This window comes from Pseudophaeobacter leonis (genome assembly GCF_002087335.1).
GTDB lineage: Bacteria > Pseudomonadota > Alphaproteobacteria > Rhodobacterales > Rhodobacteraceae > Pseudophaeobacter > Pseudophaeobacter leonis.
This window is the reverse complement of sequence record NZ_MWVJ01000075.1, coordinates 1-16,507: the sequence shown is the minus strand read 5'-3', so window position 1 is coordinate 16,507 and position 16,507 is coordinate 1. Positions and strand designations below refer to the sequence as shown.

The 16,507-nt window shown below is 61.3% G+C and carries 10 protein-coding genes and 4 pseudogenes; 12 read left to right on the top strand and 2 right to left on the bottom strand.

All coding sequences use genetic code 11. The features are described 5' to 3' along the window. The 8 genes and pseudogenes from B4968_RS25340 to rpiB all read left to right on the top strand — a co-directional run. Positions 1-548 (top strand): annotated as a pseudogene (locus B4968_RS25340) (sugar transferase); the annotation flags it as partial. 382 nt (positions 549-930) lie between these two features. Beyond that, a pseudogene (locus B4968_RS16460) lies at positions 931-2,807 on the top strand (polysaccharide biosynthesis protein). A gap of 143 nt (positions 2,808-2,950) precedes the next feature. Further along, positions 2,951-4,636, top strand: a complete 1,686-nt coding sequence (locus B4968_RS16455; RefSeq protein ID WP_277620961.1) for a YjbH domain-containing protein — start codon at positions 2,951-2,953, stop codon at positions 4,634-4,636. Next, positions 4,608-5,156, top strand: coding sequence for a YjbH domain-containing protein (locus B4968_RS25335; RefSeq protein ID WP_277620960.1), 549 nt, complete (start codon positions 4,608-4,610; stop codon positions 5,154-5,156). The genes B4968_RS16455 and B4968_RS25335 overlap by 29 nt, the downstream gene beginning before the upstream one ends. Positions 5,157-5,207: 51 nt before the next feature. Then, complete coding sequence (locus tag B4968_RS16450; RefSeq protein WP_083100533.1) at positions 5,208-5,864, top strand: YjbF family lipoprotein; 657 nt, start codon at positions 5,208-5,210, stop codon at positions 5,862-5,864. A 125-nt stretch (positions 5,865-5,989) separates the two neighbouring features. After that, positions 5,990-6,229, top strand: coding sequence for a hypothetical protein (locus tag B4968_RS16445; protein WP_083100532.1), 240 nt, complete (start codon positions 5,990-5,992; stop codon positions 6,227-6,229). 269 nt (positions 6,230-6,498) lie between these two features. Beyond that, positions 6,499-7,844, top strand: a pseudogene (glmM, locus tag B4968_RS16440) (phosphoglucosamine mutase). 148 nt (positions 7,845-7,992) lie between these two features. After that, the gene (rpiB, locus tag B4968_RS16435) at positions 7,993-8,442 is read left to right on the top strand and encodes a ribose 5-phosphate isomerase B (RefSeq protein ID WP_083100531.1); all 450 of its coding nucleotides are present in this window, start codon (positions 7,993-7,995) and stop codon (positions 8,440-8,442) included. A 139-nt stretch (positions 8,443-8,581) separates the two neighbouring features. Here rpiB and B4968_RS16430 read toward each other — a convergent pair. Further along, positions 8,582-10,755 (bottom strand): annotated as a pseudogene (locus tag B4968_RS16430) (DEAD/DEAH box helicase). Between the two features lie 435 nt (positions 10,756-11,190). Here B4968_RS16430 and B4968_RS16425 point away from each other — a divergent pair. The 4 genes from B4968_RS16425 (at position 11,191) to B4968_RS16410 (ending at position 15,743) form a co-directional block, all read left to right on the top strand. Then, positions 11,191-12,012 (top strand): substrate-binding periplasmic protein, encoded by an 822-nt coding sequence (locus B4968_RS16425; RefSeq protein ID WP_083100530.1) that lies wholly within the window; start codon positions 11,191-11,193, stop codon positions 12,010-12,012. Continuing rightward, positions 12,009-14,369 carry a putative bifunctional diguanylate cyclase/phosphodiesterase gene (locus B4968_RS16420; protein WP_083100529.1) on the top strand — a complete coding sequence of 787 codons (2,361 nt, stop codon included), beginning with the start codon at positions 12,009-12,011 and terminating at the stop codon, positions 14,367-14,369. The genes B4968_RS16425 and B4968_RS16420 overlap by 4 nt, the downstream gene beginning before the upstream one ends. 438 nt (positions 14,370-14,807) lie before the next feature. Next, entirely contained in the window at positions 14,808-15,116 is a 309-nt protein-coding gene (locus B4968_RS16415; protein WP_083100528.1) for a hypothetical protein, read from the top strand. A gap of 45 nt (positions 15,117-15,161) precedes the next feature. Next, the gene (locus B4968_RS16410; protein ID WP_241525808.1) at positions 15,162-15,743 is read left to right on the top strand and encodes a hypothetical protein; all 582 of its coding nucleotides are present in this window, start codon (positions 15,162-15,164) and stop codon (positions 15,741-15,743) included. Between the two features lie 107 nt (positions 15,744-15,850). Here B4968_RS16410 and B4968_RS16405 read toward each other — a convergent pair whose 3' ends face one another. After that, the gene (locus B4968_RS16405; protein WP_139792874.1) at positions 15,851-16,189 is read right to left on the bottom strand and encodes a hypothetical protein; all 339 of its coding nucleotides are present in this window, start codon (positions 16,187-16,189) and stop codon (positions 15,851-15,853) included. Between the last annotated feature and the right edge of the window lie 318 nt (positions 16,190-16,507).

Sequence of the window (16,507 nt, the reverse complement as noted above, 5' to 3'; positions counted from 1 at the left end):
GTTCTGTTGCTGCTGCTGGGCTGGCTTTTGTGGAAAGAGGGCCGCCCGATCTTTTATGTGGCCGAGCGCATGAAGGCCCCCGATCAGGGGTTTGCCCTGTGGAAACTGCGCACCATGCGGGTGGTGGCGCAGGATCAGGGGGTCTCTGGCGGTGACAAGCAGGCGCGCATCACCAAGACCGGCGCCTGGCTGCGGCGCAAACGTCTGGATGAGTTCCCGCAGCTGTGGAATATCCTCAAGGGAGATTTGTCCTTTGTCGGACCGCCCCCGCCGCTGCGCCAATATGTCGAGGCCTATCCGGAGATCTACAACGAGGTGCTGAAGTCTCGGCCCGGCGTGATACGGGACTGGCCTCGATCACCTATCACAAACATGAGGCGGCCCTGCTGGAACGCTGTGAGCCCTCGGAAGAGACCGATGCGACCTATTCAAAGGTCTGTATCCCGGCCAAGGCGCGGCTGGACCTGATTTATCAGCGCCGCCGTAACATGTGCTATGATTTCGATCTGGTGTTTCAGACCATCGGCAATATTTTTCGCCGCGGCTGAGGCTCGCCCTGAAGGGGCATTGGTGGGCACACTGGCGGGCACACCTGGGGCATTGATTTGCGGGGTGGTTCGCATTTTGACGCCAAAATCATCGCTCCCCTCCGGCCTGACTGTCCTGATGCTGCGGATTGGGGCCTTTTCGAGAGGGCTTTGGCGCCCAGGGTGGCGGCTTTTCGCTTTTGGCGCGTTGCGACTTTGTGCTGGCGCGGAAAGAGGCTAAGTTAAGCGAAAGCGAATGAAAGTTTATTTTTGAAACCTTGGGTATTTAACAGATTAGGTGTATCGCCCGAAAGCGGGCGCTGCCCGGGACGGCATTATTTTCAAATGCCGAAGACGGATGAGCCAGAGGCGCGGCTCTACGCATTGGACGGGAACGGCAGGGATGTTTAATCTGATCAGCGCTTTGTCGCGCAAACAGAAATCCTACATCTTTTTAGCGATTGATCTGGCTCTGATACCGATGGCTCTGTTGTTCACTCTGGTGATGCAACCGCTGCCGGAACCCGAGCTCAAGATCCTTGGGGATATGCTGCCCCTGCTGCCCTATGTCATGTTGGTGACAGGGGCCGCCTCGGCCTGGCTGGGCCTGCCGATGGTGCAGCTCAATGCCTATGAGCGCTATGCGGTGCTGCTGACGGCGGCGGTCGCGACGCTGACGGCGGTGACGCTGGCGGTGCTCACCTAAATTTTTGGGCCGGACCTGCCCCCGGGAACCCATGGGGTTTTTGCCACCAGCTATGTGCTCTTCATGATGGCCACCCGCGCCGTTCTGCACCAGTTCGTGCTGGCGATCTATCGCCGCGCACTGCCGCGCTGCCGGGTGCTGATCTATGGTGCGGGCACCACCGGCACCCAGCTGGCGCAGGCCCTGAAATCCCACGACGGCGATAGATCCGGTTGCCTTTGTCGATGACAACAGCTCACTGCAGGGCATGACCCTGGTTGGGCTGCAGGTTTTCCCGCCCGCGCGCATTCAGGAACTGGTGGAAAGCCGCAAGATCAACCGGGTGCTGCTGGCGATGCCAAGGCAAGAGCCAGCCAAAGCAGGCGCAGATCACCCAGCGTTTGCAGAAGATGAAGCTGGAGGTGCAGGCGCTGCCCTCCTTTGCGCAGCTGATTGGCGAAGAGGCGCTGGTGGATAAGCTGAAGCCGGTTGCGCCACAAAAGTTTCTGGGCCGGGCCGCCCGCAGTCTGCCTCTGCAGGAGGCCAGCGGCTCTTATGCCGGCCGGGTGGTGCTGGTCTCTGGCGCCGGGGGCTCGATCGGCTCTGAGCTGTGCCGCCAGGTGCTGGCCTGCCTCCCGCAGAAACTGGTGCTTTTTGAGCTGAGCGAACTGGCGCTGTACACGGTGCATCAGGAGATGATGCAGCTCACGGCCGGCACCGCGATCGAGGTGGTGCCGGTGCTGGGCTCGGTCACCGATCCGCGTCAGGTGCGCCTGGTGCTGAAAACCCATGATGTGCAGGTGGTGCTGCATGCGGCGGCCTATAAACACGTGCCCCTGGTCGAGGCCAACCCTTTGCCGGGGCTGGCAAACAATGTCTTTGGCACCCAGACGCTGGCCAGTGCCGCGCTGCAGGCCGGGGTCGAACGTTTTATCCTGATTTCGTCCGATAAGGCGGTGCGCCCGACCAATGTGATGGGGGCTTCCAAACGGATGGCGGAACTGCTGCTGCAGGATCTGGCCAGCCGCAGCGGCCAGACGATCTTTACCATGGTGCGCTTTGGCAATGTTCTGGGCTCGTCTGGCTCTGTGGTGCCGCTGTTTCAGGATCAGATCAGCCGGGGTGGCCCGGTCACGGTCACCGATGTGCGGGTGAAACGCTATTTCATGACCATCTCCGAGGCGGTGCACCTGGTGTTGCAGGCTGGTGCCGAGGCGCGCGGGGGGGAGGCTTTGTGTTGGAGATGGGCGAGCCGGTGCCGATTGTGCAACTGGCCCGCCAGGTGATCGAGAGCGCCGGCTACCATGTCCGGGCCGATGATAATCCTGACGGCGACATTGCCATCGACATTATCGGCCTGCGCCCCGGTGAAAAGATGGAAGAAGAGCTGACCCTCACCGATGAGCTGATCACCACCCGGCATCAAAAGATCTTTTGTGCCCGCGAAACCGTGTTGTCGGAGATCAAAGTGGCGGCCTTTATGCGCGGGCTGCGCCAGGCGGTGGCCGCGGGCGACGAGGCGGCGGCGCGGCTGGTTCTTGCAACGCTGGGTCGAGGGTTATGGCCCCGAGGTCACAGACCGTAAGTCATCCTGATTTTCCCGCAGGCGATGCAGTCCCTGCGTTGATCCCTGCAGAGCAATCATGCTCTAACCGGCACAGCATTTTGTAAAACCCGACTGGCATAAGGCAGCTCCTCTCCCGTGATCAGCATTTTTTCGCACAGGTTCCAGATGGTCTTGAAACCGGTCGTTTTAAGCTTGGTCGCAGCCCTGCTGACCCTTACGGCAGCGCCGGTGCAGGCCTGGGGACCAGAGGTCACTCAGGCCGAGCCGGATCCAGACCCCGTCAGCGATGCCGCAGCACCGCGGTTTAAACCGCTGCCACCGCCGTCGCTGAACTTTTACGGGGTGCCGGGTGTGGTCGATACGCCCACACCCGAGATGCTGCCGGATGGGCAATATGTGACATCCGTGTCGTGGTTTGGCGGCCAGAGCCGCTATAATCTGACCTTTCAGGCGCTGCCCTGGCTGACGCCCTCCTTTCGTTACACCGGCATTCGCGACCTCAATCTGTTTGGCTTTTCCACTTATTACGACCGGGGCTTTGACGTCCGGGCCCGCCTGTGGAAAGAGCGGCGCTGGCTGCCGGAGGTCACCATGGGCCTGCAGGATTTTGCCGGCACCGGGGTCTATGCGGCAGAGTATTTTGTCGCCACCAAGCGGTTTCAGACGCCTGCCTTGTCGCGTGGCGGCAGCCCGGGGCGTCTGAAGGTCTCTGCCGGTCTGGGCTGGGGGCGGCTCGGCTCTTATGGCGCCATTGGCAATATCGGCGGCAAGCGGCCTTCGTTTGTCGGCGGCGGCACCGGTGGCGAGCTGTCCTATGATCAGGGGTTCCGGGGCGACTTTGCCCCCTTCGGCGGCATCGAGTGGCAACCCAATGAGCAATGGAGCCTGAAGGCGGAATATTCCTCGGATGCCTATGTCACCGAGACCGAGGTCTCGAATGTGTTTGAACGCAACTCACCGTTTAACTTTGGGGTGGAATATCAGCACAGCGACCGGGCGCGGTTTGGTCTCTACTACCTTTACGGCTCGGAAATTGGCATTACCGCCCAGTTCCAGCTGAACCCGCATCATCCGCTCACCCCCATGGGGGTGCCCGCGCCGCATCCGGTCATTCCCCGCAGGCAATGGGCTGTGAAAGAGGTGGACTGGAACCAGGACTGGTCCGAGAGCACCGCACAGACAACCGTGTTTCGCGACCAAACGGCCGAGGCGCTGAAACAGGATGACCTGATCCTGGAAGCGATCGACTTCAAAGGCACCGCAGTCGAAATCCGCTTTCGCAATCCGCGCTTCCGCTCGGCGGCCCAGGCGGCTGGCCGCGTCGCCCGGATCCTGACGGCGACCCTGCCGGCCTCGGTCGAGACCTTCCATATCACCACCGTGAGCAATGGCGTTGGCCTGTCGACCCTGGAGATGCGGCGCTCGGATCTGGAAGCTCTGGAATTTGACCCACTGGCCTCGGATGCGCTCCAGACCGTGGTGGGGGTCAGCAGTGCCGGGCCGGTTTCTGAGACAGCTTTGCAATCGACAGAGCTGTATCCTGCGTTTTCCGCCAGTTTTGGCCACTATACCAACCCGTCGTATTTTGACCCTGCGCGCCCTTTCCGGCTGGATGTGGGGGTCGATCTGATGGCCAGCTACGCTCCGGCGCCGGGCTGGATCATCGCCGGGGCGCTGCGGCAGCGTCTGGCCGGCAATATCAAGAACGGGCGGGACTCGAACTCGGTGCTGCCGCATGTGCGCACCGATATCGCCAAATATGCGCAATACGGCACCACGCTGGAAAATCTGTTTGTGGCGCGCAACTGGAAACCGGCAAGCAATAAATATGCCCTGCGCCACCTTTGGCCTGTTTGAAACCATGTTCGGCGGCATCTCCGGCGAGGTGCTGTGGAAGCCGGTCAACAGCCCTCTGGCGCTGGGGGTTGAGGCCAACTACGTCATTCAGCGCGACTACGACCAGCGGTTCTCCTTCCTGGATTACAAAACCTTCACCGGGCATGCTTCGCTTTCTTCCGAGCTGGGTAACAACTACCTGTTGCGGCTGGACGCCGGGCGCTATCTGGCCGGTGATTATGGCGGCACCTTCAGCCTGGACCGGCATTTCAACAATGGCTGGCTGGTGGGGGCCTTCTTTACGCTGACCGATGTCTCGGCGGAAGATTTTGGCGAGGGCTCGTTTGACAAGGGCTTTCACTTTCGCATGCCGCCGGGCAGGATTCTGGGGAAACCCAGCCGCCGTGGCTATGGTCTGACCATCCGCCCGACCCAGCGCGATGGCGGTCAGAAGGCCGGGGTGCCGGGACGGCTCTATGGCTCGATCCGCGATGCCCATCAGGCCAGTCTGAACAATCAACGTGCGAGGTTCTGGGAATGATATCTCGGTGTTGGAAAGGCCGCCACCCGTGCGGGCCTCCTGCTTGCGCTTATGGCGCTGGCGGCCTGCAGCACAGGCCCGGCCAGTTCCACCGCAGACGTGGAACTGGCCAAGGTCATTGGCGCCAGGATCAGCCAGTGGCGTAAACCCAAGCCGGAGCCGCTTGTGGTGACCCGGGCTCTGCTTGAACAACTGGACCAGCCGCATATCGAGGTTCTGGTCGAACGTGAGGCGCTCACGGGCTATATGGGGCTGCACCTGACCCGCAGAGATGATCTGCCGGGCGAAATCGCTATCTGGCGCTCCAGCGACAACGCGACGCTGGCCTTTCGCAACGGCATGCTGATGACCACCCATGGTCTGGGTGATGATCTGCTGTCGGCCGAGGTGCCTGCGGTTGCAGATCAGCCAGGACCGGCGCGCGGTGGCGGCCGCAGCTACAGTCTGCGCGGCGGGGACAATCAGGCTTTTCAGCTCAATATGGTCTGCAGTGTCACCGATCTTGGGGCTGAAACAATCGAAATCATCGGGATCCGTTATGCCACCCGCCATCTGCAGGAACACTGCGAAGGCGGCGAAGGGATTGGGGCAAAAGGTGTGGTGGTGAATGACTACTGGATTGATTCCCGCGACGCCATACTCTGGCAATCACGCCAGTGGGCCGGGCCGGGAATCGGATATTTGCGCATTCGTGACCTGGCAAGTTGAGCCTTTTAGTCACATCTCGCAGAAAAAACCACTTATCAACTGTTTTCAGCCTATTCCTTTCGTTGAAATACCTACGGACCTCGCCTAAGGTTCAATCAAATAGAATTTCCAAAGGAGTTTGGATTATGAAACAGATCTTTGCCGCTTTCCTCATCGTTGCCTCCAGCGCAACTGTTGTGTCTGCACAGGCCGCTCCTGTGGCCACTGCAACCACCACCACAACAACTGCCAAGACAACCGTTCTGGGTTGGATCACCGCTGGTACCGCTGCTGCTGGTGTTCTGGGGCTGGCCGCTATCCTTGCCATTGCAGGCAATGATGATGATGCCACCGGCACCACCACAACAACCACAACAACCAACTAAGTGCTGCGAACCTTTTGGCCGTCTTTCGGGCAGCCGATCTGAGTTTTGGAAACGGGCCTTTTGGCCCGTTTCTTTTTGCGCCGAATAATTTCCTCAGGTTGCTCTCCTCAGGCGGAATTCTGTCGGCCGGGGTCTTTGGCTGCAATTCGGGCTTATAGCCGCCTGCGCCCTGCTTTATGGTCTTCACAAATGGACGATGGCCCCGAGGCGGCTGGTCTGCGGTTGGCGCCGCAGCTCTGGTTGTCAGGGCATGTGATGGGACAAAAGACATGCGCAAATTCTTTGGCACCGATGGGGTGCGGGGCACCGCCAATATTCACCCCATGACCGCTGATATGGCACTGCGCATTGGCGCCGCCGTGGGGCGCTATTTTGCGCCGCGAGGCCGGTGGCGTGCACCGGGTGGTCATTGGCAAGGATACCCGGCTGTCTGGCTATATGTTTGAAAGCGCGCTCACCGCCGGCCTCACCTCAACGGGGATGAATGTGCTTCTGCTCGGACCGGTGCCAACCCCGGCCGTGGGGCTGATGACGCGCTCTATGCGGGCGGATCTGGGCGTGATGATTTCGGCCAGTCACAACCCGGCCGAGGACAATGGCATTAAATTCTTCGGCCCCGATGGCTTTAAGCTGTCGGACCAGGCGGAACTGGAGATCGAAGCGCTGATAGAGGCCGGGGTCGCGCCGGCCCAGGCGTCAAACATCGGTCGCGCCAAACGCATTGATGATGCGCGCTTTCGCTACAGTGAAAGGGTTAAATCGTCGCTGCCCCGCGATATTCGCCTGGATGGGCTAAAGGTGGTGGTGGACTGCGCCAATGGCGCCGCACACCGCACCGCCCCCGAGGTGCTGTGGGAGCTGGGCGCCGATGTGGTGCCGCTGGGGGTGGCCCCGGATGGCACGAACATCAACCGCGGTTGTGGCTCGACCCAGCCCGAAGCCGCCGCCGCCGCCGTGGTGGCGCATGGGGCGGATGTGGGGATCTGCCTGGGAGGCGATGCCGACCGGGGCATCATGATCGACGAGACCGGTTGCGTGGCCGATGGCGACCAGCTGATGGCGCTGCTGGCAAGCCGCTGGGCCAAGGCGGGTCTGCTGGCCGGCGATACTCTGGTCGCCACCGTGATGTCGAACCTCGGGCTGGAACGGTATCTGCAGGGGCAGGGGCTGCGGCTGGAACGCACCTCTGTTGGCGACCGCTACGTGGTGGGAGAAAAGGGGCCAGGATGGCTTTAACCTGGGCGGCGAGCAATCCGGCCATATCGTGATGAGCGACTATGCCACCACCGGCGACGGGCTGATGGCAGGGCTGCATATGCTGGCGGCTATGGTGGAAACGGGGCAACCCGCCTCGGCGCTGCTGCACCAGTTCGAGGCGGTGCCGCAGCTGTTGCAAAACGTGCGCTTTGCGGCCGGGCAGACCCCGCTTGAAGTGGCATCGGTACAGGCCGCCATTCGCGACGCTGAGGCCGCATTAGAGGGCAAAGGCCGTCTGCTCATTCGCAAATCCGGCACCGAGCCTTTGATCCGGGTGATGGCCGAATGCGAGGATGAATCCCTGCTGAACGCCACCGTGGCCGAGGTCGCCGCCGCCGTCGAAGCCGCCGCCCGCTGACCGCGGCGGGGCAGGCTGGCACGGCCTTGCCCTTGTGGCACAGCACTAGCATCCCAACACGGGCAGCCGGCACACCAGGCGATGGCTGCCCTGAGTTCAACAGATATATTCCCTTGTATATTCCCTTGCAAAACAGGACGACGTTCCCATGACAACCAGCCTCCGCATCGCGCTTTCCAGTGACCATGCCGCCATTGACCTGCGTCAGGCCATTGCCAAACATATTGCAGCGCTTGGCTGGGAGGCCGTCGATATCGGCCCGCCCACGACCGAGAGCACGCATTACCCCAAGCACGGCGAAGCGGCAGCACGGCTCGTCGCCTCTGGCGATTGCCGTCGTGGCAACATCCTGTGTGGCACCGGTCAGGGCATCATGATGGCCGCGAACAAGGTAAAGGGCATCCGTTGCGGCGTCTGCTCCGACACATTTTCAGCCCGCATGATCCGGGAACACAACGATGCCAATATGCTCTCACTTGGGGTGCGTGTGCTGGACGAAGGCCTGGCGCTTGATATCGTGGATGCTTTCCTTGCCGCGCAATTCGAGGGCGGCCGCCACGCGACACGGGTGGACATGATCACGGCGCTGGAAGGCTAGCGCTGGATAGCTGCATTGCCCGCATAACTGCAAAAATCCCAATAAAGGGCCGCTGGCGGAGGGATCTGCCAGCGGCCTTTTTTAAACCTAGCCCAGCTTCAAAGCGGGAATATATTCTGCTTTAGAGCCGTTTTTACCTCTAGGGACGGCGCGGCTTGGCAGCGCCGCCTTTGCCGGCTTTTGCCGCAGCGGCGCGGGCCTTGTTCTTTTTGCTGTTGGCTTTGCCCTTTGGCGGAGGCGCGCCCTTGCCGCCACGCTCATCGCCGGGCTTGCCTGCGAATTTTCCGGCCGGCTTGCCAGTCGGTTTGCCAGCCCGTTTGCCAGAGGGTTTACCTGCGGGCTTGCCGCCCTCTTTGCGCCAGCTCTTGCCGGGATCAGACGCCCCGGCGGGGGGGCCGGGTTTGCCATCTGATTTTGCCGTCGGCTTGCTGCGCGGCGTCATTGGCGTCACCACCGCATTGGGCTCGCGCGGCGACTCGGGCTTGTGACGCGGGCGCTCAGAGCGCTCTTTGCGCTCGGGACGTTCAAAACGATCGCCGCCGGACTTTTCGCCACGGGGCTTGTCACCGCCATAGGGTTTCTTGTCCTTGTAGCCGCCACCATCTCTGGGGCCGCCATCTCGGGGACCACTGTCGCGGGAGCCTTTATAGCCGCCCTCGCGGGGGCCATCCGATCCGCGCTGCGGGCGTTTGCCCTCATAGCCACCGGATTTGCGCGGGCCACCCGCAGGCCGGCCTGCGGGCAGGTTGGGGGGCGTGTCCAGGCGGGTCAGTTTGGTGCCATCATCCCGCGCCATCGCCTCGCCGATGGATTTCAGGAAACCGTCGAGCTGCTTGACGCTGATCTCGGCATAGCTCTCGTTTTGCTGAATGCGGATCGCACCAATGTCGTTTTTGGTGATGTCGCCGGCGCGTCACAGCATGGGCAGCAGGCGGCGCGGGTCGGCGCCCTTGTCACGGCCGGTGTCCAGCGAGAACCAGACGCTGGGGCCAAAGGGCGCGCGCGGCTCGGGCTTGGCATTGGCAGCCGAGAGCTCTTCGGGAGCAGAGCGGCCGGCATTCCACAGGCGCAGATAGGCGGCGGCCAGCTGCTGGGGCGAGAATTCCTCGGCCAGCTTGGCGATCATCGCCTCGTCGCTGGCGGCAGGAGTCTCAGCCCAGGCAGGATCGGTGAGCATACGCTCGCCGTCACGGGCCTTGATCGCGTCCGCCGAGGGGGCGCTGTCCCAGGTCGCCTGCAGCTTGGCCATCTTCAAAAGACGCTCGGCTTTGCGCAGGGATTTTGGTGGCACGATCAGCGCGCTGACGCCTTTGCGGCCAGCCCGGCCAGTCCGGCCCGAGCGGTGCAGCAGGGTCTCATGACTGTTTGGCAGCTCGGCATGGATCACCAGATCGAGGTTCGGCAGGTCAATACCGCGCGCCGCCACGTCCGTCGCCACGCAGACGCGGGCGCGCCCGTCGCGCATCGCCTGCAGCGCGTGTGAGCGCTCGGCCTGCGACAGCTCACCCGACAGGGCCACCACAGAGAAGCCCCGGTTGGACAGGCGGCTCAGCAGCCGGGTGACCATGGGGCGGGTGTTACAGAACACGATCGCATTGGGCGATTCAAAATAGCGCAGCACGTTGATGATGGCGTTTTCATCGTCGCGCGCGGCCACGGACATGGCCTGGTATTCGATATCGCTGTGCTGCGATTTCTCGGCCACGGTCGAGATTCGGTTGGCATCGCGCTGATAGCTTTTGGCGAGACCGGCAATGCGGGCGGCACGGTGGCAGAAAACAGCAGCGTCTGGCGCTCGTCGGGCGATTCGCCCAGGATGAACTCGAGATCCTCACGGAAACCCAGGTCCAGCATCTCATCGGCTTCGTCCAGCACCACGGCGCGCAGGTCGGACAGATCGATAGAGCCGCGCATGATGTGGTCGCGCAGACGGCCAGGTGTTGCCACCACGATATGGGCACCGCGGTCCAGCGCCCGGCGCTCGTCGCGCATGTCCATGCCGCCAACACAAGAGGCCATCACCGCACCGGCTTCGCCATAAAGCCAGGCCAGTTCACGCTTTACCTGCATCGCAAGCTCACGCGTCGGCGCAATCACCAGGGCCAGCGGGGTTGCGGCGGAGGAGAATTTCTCGTCCTCACCCAGCAGGGTGTCGGCAATCGCCAGGCCAAAGCCCACGGTTTTGCCCGATCCTGTCTGGGCTGAGACCAAAAGGTCAACACCGGACAGGGCAGGGTCGGAGACCGCCTCCTGAACGGGGGTCAAAGAAGTATATCCACGGCGCTCAAGCGCCAGAGCCAATGTCTGTTTCAAGAGATGATCTGCTTTTCTATTGGGGCTGAGGCCGAACCAAGGCTGCCGCACAAAGGGCAGAGCCCCGGCAGCAATTGGCCGCGTATAGGCCATTCATTCCGTCATGTATAGAGCCATCTCTGCCCGCCTTGGCGCGCAGGTCTGCACCAGGCGGTACAGTGGGAGGGCCCGGAGGCCGTCTTTTACACAGCCATTTACAGGGTCGTGTCACACTCAGATCAGCAAAACCCGACAAAAGCCAGCCCGGATTGACAAAACCCGGATCGACACAGCACCGATCGACAAAAAAGACCACCCCTGAGTTTTGAGTTAATTTGTTCGCTCTCAGCGCCGGTGGCGGTGGCTGTCGGGGCAATATGTCCAAATCAGTCATACGTTCATTTAACGATATTTTGTCACAGTCAGCCCACGCGTTGAGACAAAGGGTCGTGTACCATGTGGGTTATCCGCTTTCTGACAGCTGCACTGCCAGCCCTGTCCGTGATCCTTTGGGGTTCGGCAGGCGTGGGACTCTTGGGGTTTGTGCTCCTGGCAGGCAGCCAGCCCGCCCGCGCCGATGTCATCGAGTTGCGTGCCAGCCACTGGTGCCCCTTCAGCTGTAGCCCTGACAGCCCGCGTCCCGGCCTGCTGGTAGAGCTCGCCCGCGAAGCGCTGGCTCTTTTTGGCCACGAGGTGCGCTATGCCAATCTCAGCTGGTCGCGCAGTCTGGCCCAGGTCCAGACCGGAGCGGTCAATGGCATCATCGGCCCCGACCTCTATAAAATCAACAGCCTGATCTTCAGCGCGCCGATGATCCTGCATCAGGAAAGCCTGGCGTTTCGCAGCGGTGAAACCCGCCCTGTCACCGGTCCACAGGATCTGGAGGGGCTGCAGCTTGGCGCTGTCCAGGATTACCGGCACGCCCCCAGTCTGGCGCAGTATATGGCCCGCCACAAGGCCGACCCCACCCGGGTGCAACTGCTCAGCGGTGAGGACGGGGCAGGCCGCAATCTGCGAAAGCTTATGAGCCGTCGCATTGATCTGGTGCTGGAGGAACGTTCGGTGCTGATCTATACCGCCCGCCGTCTGGGGCTGTCCGATCAGATCGAGATCCTGCCATACGGTGAGGTCGACGCGCTACACATCGGATTCTCCCCCGCTCTGGAGAGCTCCCGGCTCTATGCCAGGCAGTTCAACGCGGGGCTGGTGCAGCTGCAGCAGTCGGGGCGCTACCACGATATTCTGGCCAGCTACAGGCAGGTGGAGGCGACACCATGAAGGCCCTCAACAATATGCCGTTTCGCACCCGGCTGATGCTGGGCATGATCACGGTTTTTTTCATCCAGTGTTTCAGCATGATCCATGAGGTGGTGGACCACAAAGAGTTGTTCCTGCATGCCCTGGGGGCAGAACGTGACGTCGTGCTGCGGTTTGCCAGCGAGGCCCTGGCGCGCCCCATGTGGGACTATGACACCGGCCAGGTCCAGAGTATTATCCAGAGCATTATCAGTGAAGGGCGCACCACGCAGGTGCAGATCTTCGACAAACACGGCGCCCAGATCTTTGCGCATCAGGAGGCAGGCTACAGCCCCGCGCCGGAGGATCTGCGCTCCAGTCAAAGCATCCTCTATAAGGTTGGAGATCAGGAGCATGTTCTGGGGCGTCTGGAAATTGCCCTGCCGGTCTCGGCCATTGCTGAGCAGATGCGCGCTGCCATCATTGAGCATTTGAAGATATCGCTTATGGTGCTGGTCGTGCTTGGCGTGGTGGTCTATCTGGTGCTGGCGCGCCTGTCGCAGCCAATGGTCGCGCTCACCCAGGCCCTGGTTGAGATGCGCAGGGCCAATTATAATAAAGAGGGGCCCTTTGACACCGAAATTCCCGGCCAGAACCGCAGAGACGAAATTGGCCTGATGGCCCGGGCGCTGTACCAGCTGCGCGAACACAGAGCCGAGGTGGCCGAGCTGCGGGCACAAAGCGATGAAAGCACCCGGCGCGAGCACAAACGCATTATACGGGCGCTGCAATCCACCCGCGATGGGGTGCTTTTGGTCGACGAGGTCGGCGATGTGGTGCTGTGCAACCCCAATGGCGAGGTGTTCTTTGGCGACACCCAGATCGGACGACAGCTGAATTTTCGCTCCTGGCTGCCGCCAGATCTGGCGCAGCGTGCAGAAGGCCATATCCGGCAAAACGAGAACTTTTCCTTTGAGGCAACCACAGACCACAGCCTGACGGGAGAGCTGCTCAATCTTTTGGTGCGCGGCGGGCCAATCCGGGATGAGCGCGGGCTCTATCTTGGCAGCATGCTGCTGGCCTCGGATCATTCTGATCAGGCGCGCCAGGCCGAACGGGTGCGCTTTCTCGCCGAGCACGACAGTCTCACCGGGCTGCCCAACCGCCGCCTGATGGAACAGACCCTGTCCAAATGGCTGCAGCAGGAGGGGGATCAGGTCTCGATCCTGCTGGCAGATCTGGACCATTTCAAACAGATCAATGACACCCTGGGCCATCCCATCGGGGACGCCCTTTTGCAGGTGGTTGCGCAAAAATTTGAAACCTGCGCCAATACAGATGTGCAGGCCTCTCGTCTGGGGGGCGATGAATTTGCCATTCTGGTCAAGGGCGCCAGCAGTCTGGAACGGCTCAGCCATATTGCCAATCGTCTGGTCAGTGAGATGGCGCAGCCACAACAGGTCAACGGCCAGGTGCTGCATACCGGCATGAGTGCCGGCATCGCCACGCTTTCCGGGCCGCAGGCGAAACCCTCGGAAGGCATCCGGCGCGCCGATCTGGCGCTTTATGAAGCCAAGCGCGGCGGCCGGGGCCTGGTTGAGGTCTTCCATGAGGATCTGGAAACAGAAATCAAACGCAAAGCCCTGTTGGAAAGCGAGCTGCGCCAGGCGCTGTCTCAGGGCGACATTCAGCCGGTCTATCAGGTCCAGACCGACCTCAAAAACGGCGAGATCATCGGGTTCGAGACGCTGGCGCGGTGGCATCATCGCCAGCTGGGCACCATTTCCCCGGCGGAATTCATCCCGATCGCCGAGGACAGCGGGCTGATCCGTGAGCTGACCTATCAGATAATGACGCAGGCCTTTCGCACCGCGGCCAAATGGCACGATCTGGGCTTTCAGGGCCGGGTGGCGGTCAATCTCTCGCCCAAACTGTTTGGCGCCCGGGTGAATGAATTTGTCAATGACTGCCTCTATGAGGCCAATTGCCCGGCCTCGGCGGTGGAGGCAGAGATCACCGAGACCGTGGTTCTGGCCAGCGGCCAGTCTGCCCTGCGCGAAATTCAGGCGCTGCAGGAACTGGGTATCACCGTGGCGCTGGATGATTTTGGCATGGGGTATTCCTCGCTCAGCTACCTGCAGAAATTCCCGGTGGACAAGATCAAGGTCGATGCCGCCTTTGTGTCCAAGCTGCCGGAATCTGCGGAAACCCGCGCCATCGTCGGAGCCATCGCCGATCTGGGCCATGCTCTGGGGAGGCAGGTCACCGGCGAGGGGGCCGAGACCGATGGGCATGGCCAGCTGCTCAAGGCCTGCAAAGTGGATTACCTGCAGGGATATTTTGATGGCCCGCCTCTGGCGGAACGCCGCGGCGACAGCCCGCCTGTTTCCCGCTCTTAATACACATCTGCGCCTGCAGTCCTGAGATCGGCACAGCGCCTGGGCTGCCCGGTCTAATGGGGACTGGTCTAATCGGAACTGGTCTAATAGGGGCTGCCTAATCCGGGCTGGTTCAATCCAGACTGGCCTAATCCGGACTGGCCTAATCCAAACTGGCCTAATCCAAACTGGCAAGACGTGTAAAATCCCAATGCTGCAGCGCGACTGACGCGGATCCCCGGAGGGTCCGCGCCAGCAAACAAAAGGTATTGGTGTTAAAGTGCTTGTCGACGGCCACCACTCACGGTCAAAAGCTGCCGGACTGACTCCAAGATTAGGCGATCACGGTAAAGTGTCAATATGATACTCTTTCTGGGGCGCCCGTTTATTTTGAGGTGCCCGTTTACTTTTGCACAAAGCTCAGCAAAGTAGAAAAAAACAGCAATATTAGAAAAGATAATGTCTGAAATTTCAAAACTGACGGAGTTGCGCAAGCTGCTCCTGGACATGGAGCAGTCCATGGGGCTGCAGAATCTCTCTTCGGTGGAGCGCGACATTTATTATGCGGCCAGTGACCACGCCACCAGCACAGGCGCGGGCACAGGCACCGGTGCGGTCAAGACCACGACCCTGCAGGAGCACAGGCTGCTGGCCCAGGTGTCGCGTCCGACCTTCTTTCGCGGCCTCAAATCGCTGCTCGGCAAAGGCTATCTGGAGCCCTGTAAAGAGTCCTCGCGTGGGTATTACATTGTTAAGACACCCAGATAAATTGAGGCCCCCGCCTGATGGGTGGCCTGATGGGCGGGGCCAGTCGTGACCCTACGCACATTGATGCCGGAAATCGGCGTGGTTTCTCTGGCCTATCTGGCGGCCTTTCTTGTCACCTACGAAATCCTCATGCCGGTGCAGGCTCTATTCTTCCCTGAGTTTTCCAGCCGGGCCAGCCTGCTGTTTCTGCCGCATGGGGTGCGGGTGCTGTCCGCCTGGCTTTTGGGCTGGCGCTCTGTGCTGGCGCTGTTGCCCGGCGTGATCATCGGCTTTGTCTATTTTGCCGGCGCAGGCGTTCTGGAGCCCAGCCGCCTGGCCGGGATTGCAATTGCCGTCACCGTTCCCGCCGCCTGTTTTTATCTGCTGCGCCGCCTGGGCTGGGATCTGCGCCCGGCGCCGGGCCGCAAACCCTGCTGGATCTGCATCATGATCGCGGGGCTGCTGATCTCGTTTTTCACCTCCCCCCTGACCAACTACGCGCTTGGTAGCGGCCTTGAAGACTATGTCGCCTATCTGATTGGCGACGTCTTTGGCCTGTTCTTTCTGATGCTGATCCTGATGCTGGTCTTTCGCCTGCTGCGCCGCTCTGAGCCAGACCCTGCAGGGCGACACTACTCGGGGCTTTAACGCGCCGAGAGGCAAGACGGCGTGAGGCTTGAGCGAGCAGGGACTGGCGAGCAAGGGACTGGCGAGCAAGGGACTGGCGGCGGCTAAAAACTGCGCCCCTGCGCCCCTCACTCCGTAAAACCCGCGCCCTTCAGGCTGGGCGCCAGCGCATTGCCGATGCAGCACTGAAAATAGAGATCGCTTTTAAACTGGCTGAGCGCCTGCAGGACGGTCTGGCGCGGGATCTGCTGACCTGCTGCACATTCGGCAAAAAGCGGCCGGACGCGGCGCACCGCCGCCGCGGCCGCATCGCAAGAGACTTTGGCCATACAGACCACGCTGCCGCGGTCCCGCAGTATTTGACAGCCCTCCACCGGTCGGCTCGCCGCCATTGCCGCAAGCGGCAGGGAGAGGCAGGTCAGTGTTCCGATAAGGCCTGTAAGGCATGTCCATTGATACGGTGTCATTCATCCCCCTTGCGCCTCAAGCAGCGGAGGTTTTCTACGCTGAGGCGCCTTGGCCAAGCATAGCAGGACTGGCGGCGGTATAGAATACAGTCGGATGCGGCATGTGAGGTTTGAAACGCAATCTCTCCGCCGTATACGGCCCGCTTAATGCAGCCTGTTTGAGACGGCCTGTTTAAGATGACCTGACTGAGGTGGGCTGCCTGAGACAGGCTGACTGCCCGGACCAAAGCCACTCTGGGGCCCAGCAATTTACCATAATCATGATTATGAGACTGGATCGCTCACAGTGGCGCGCGCTACCCTCAACTGCGACTCTTG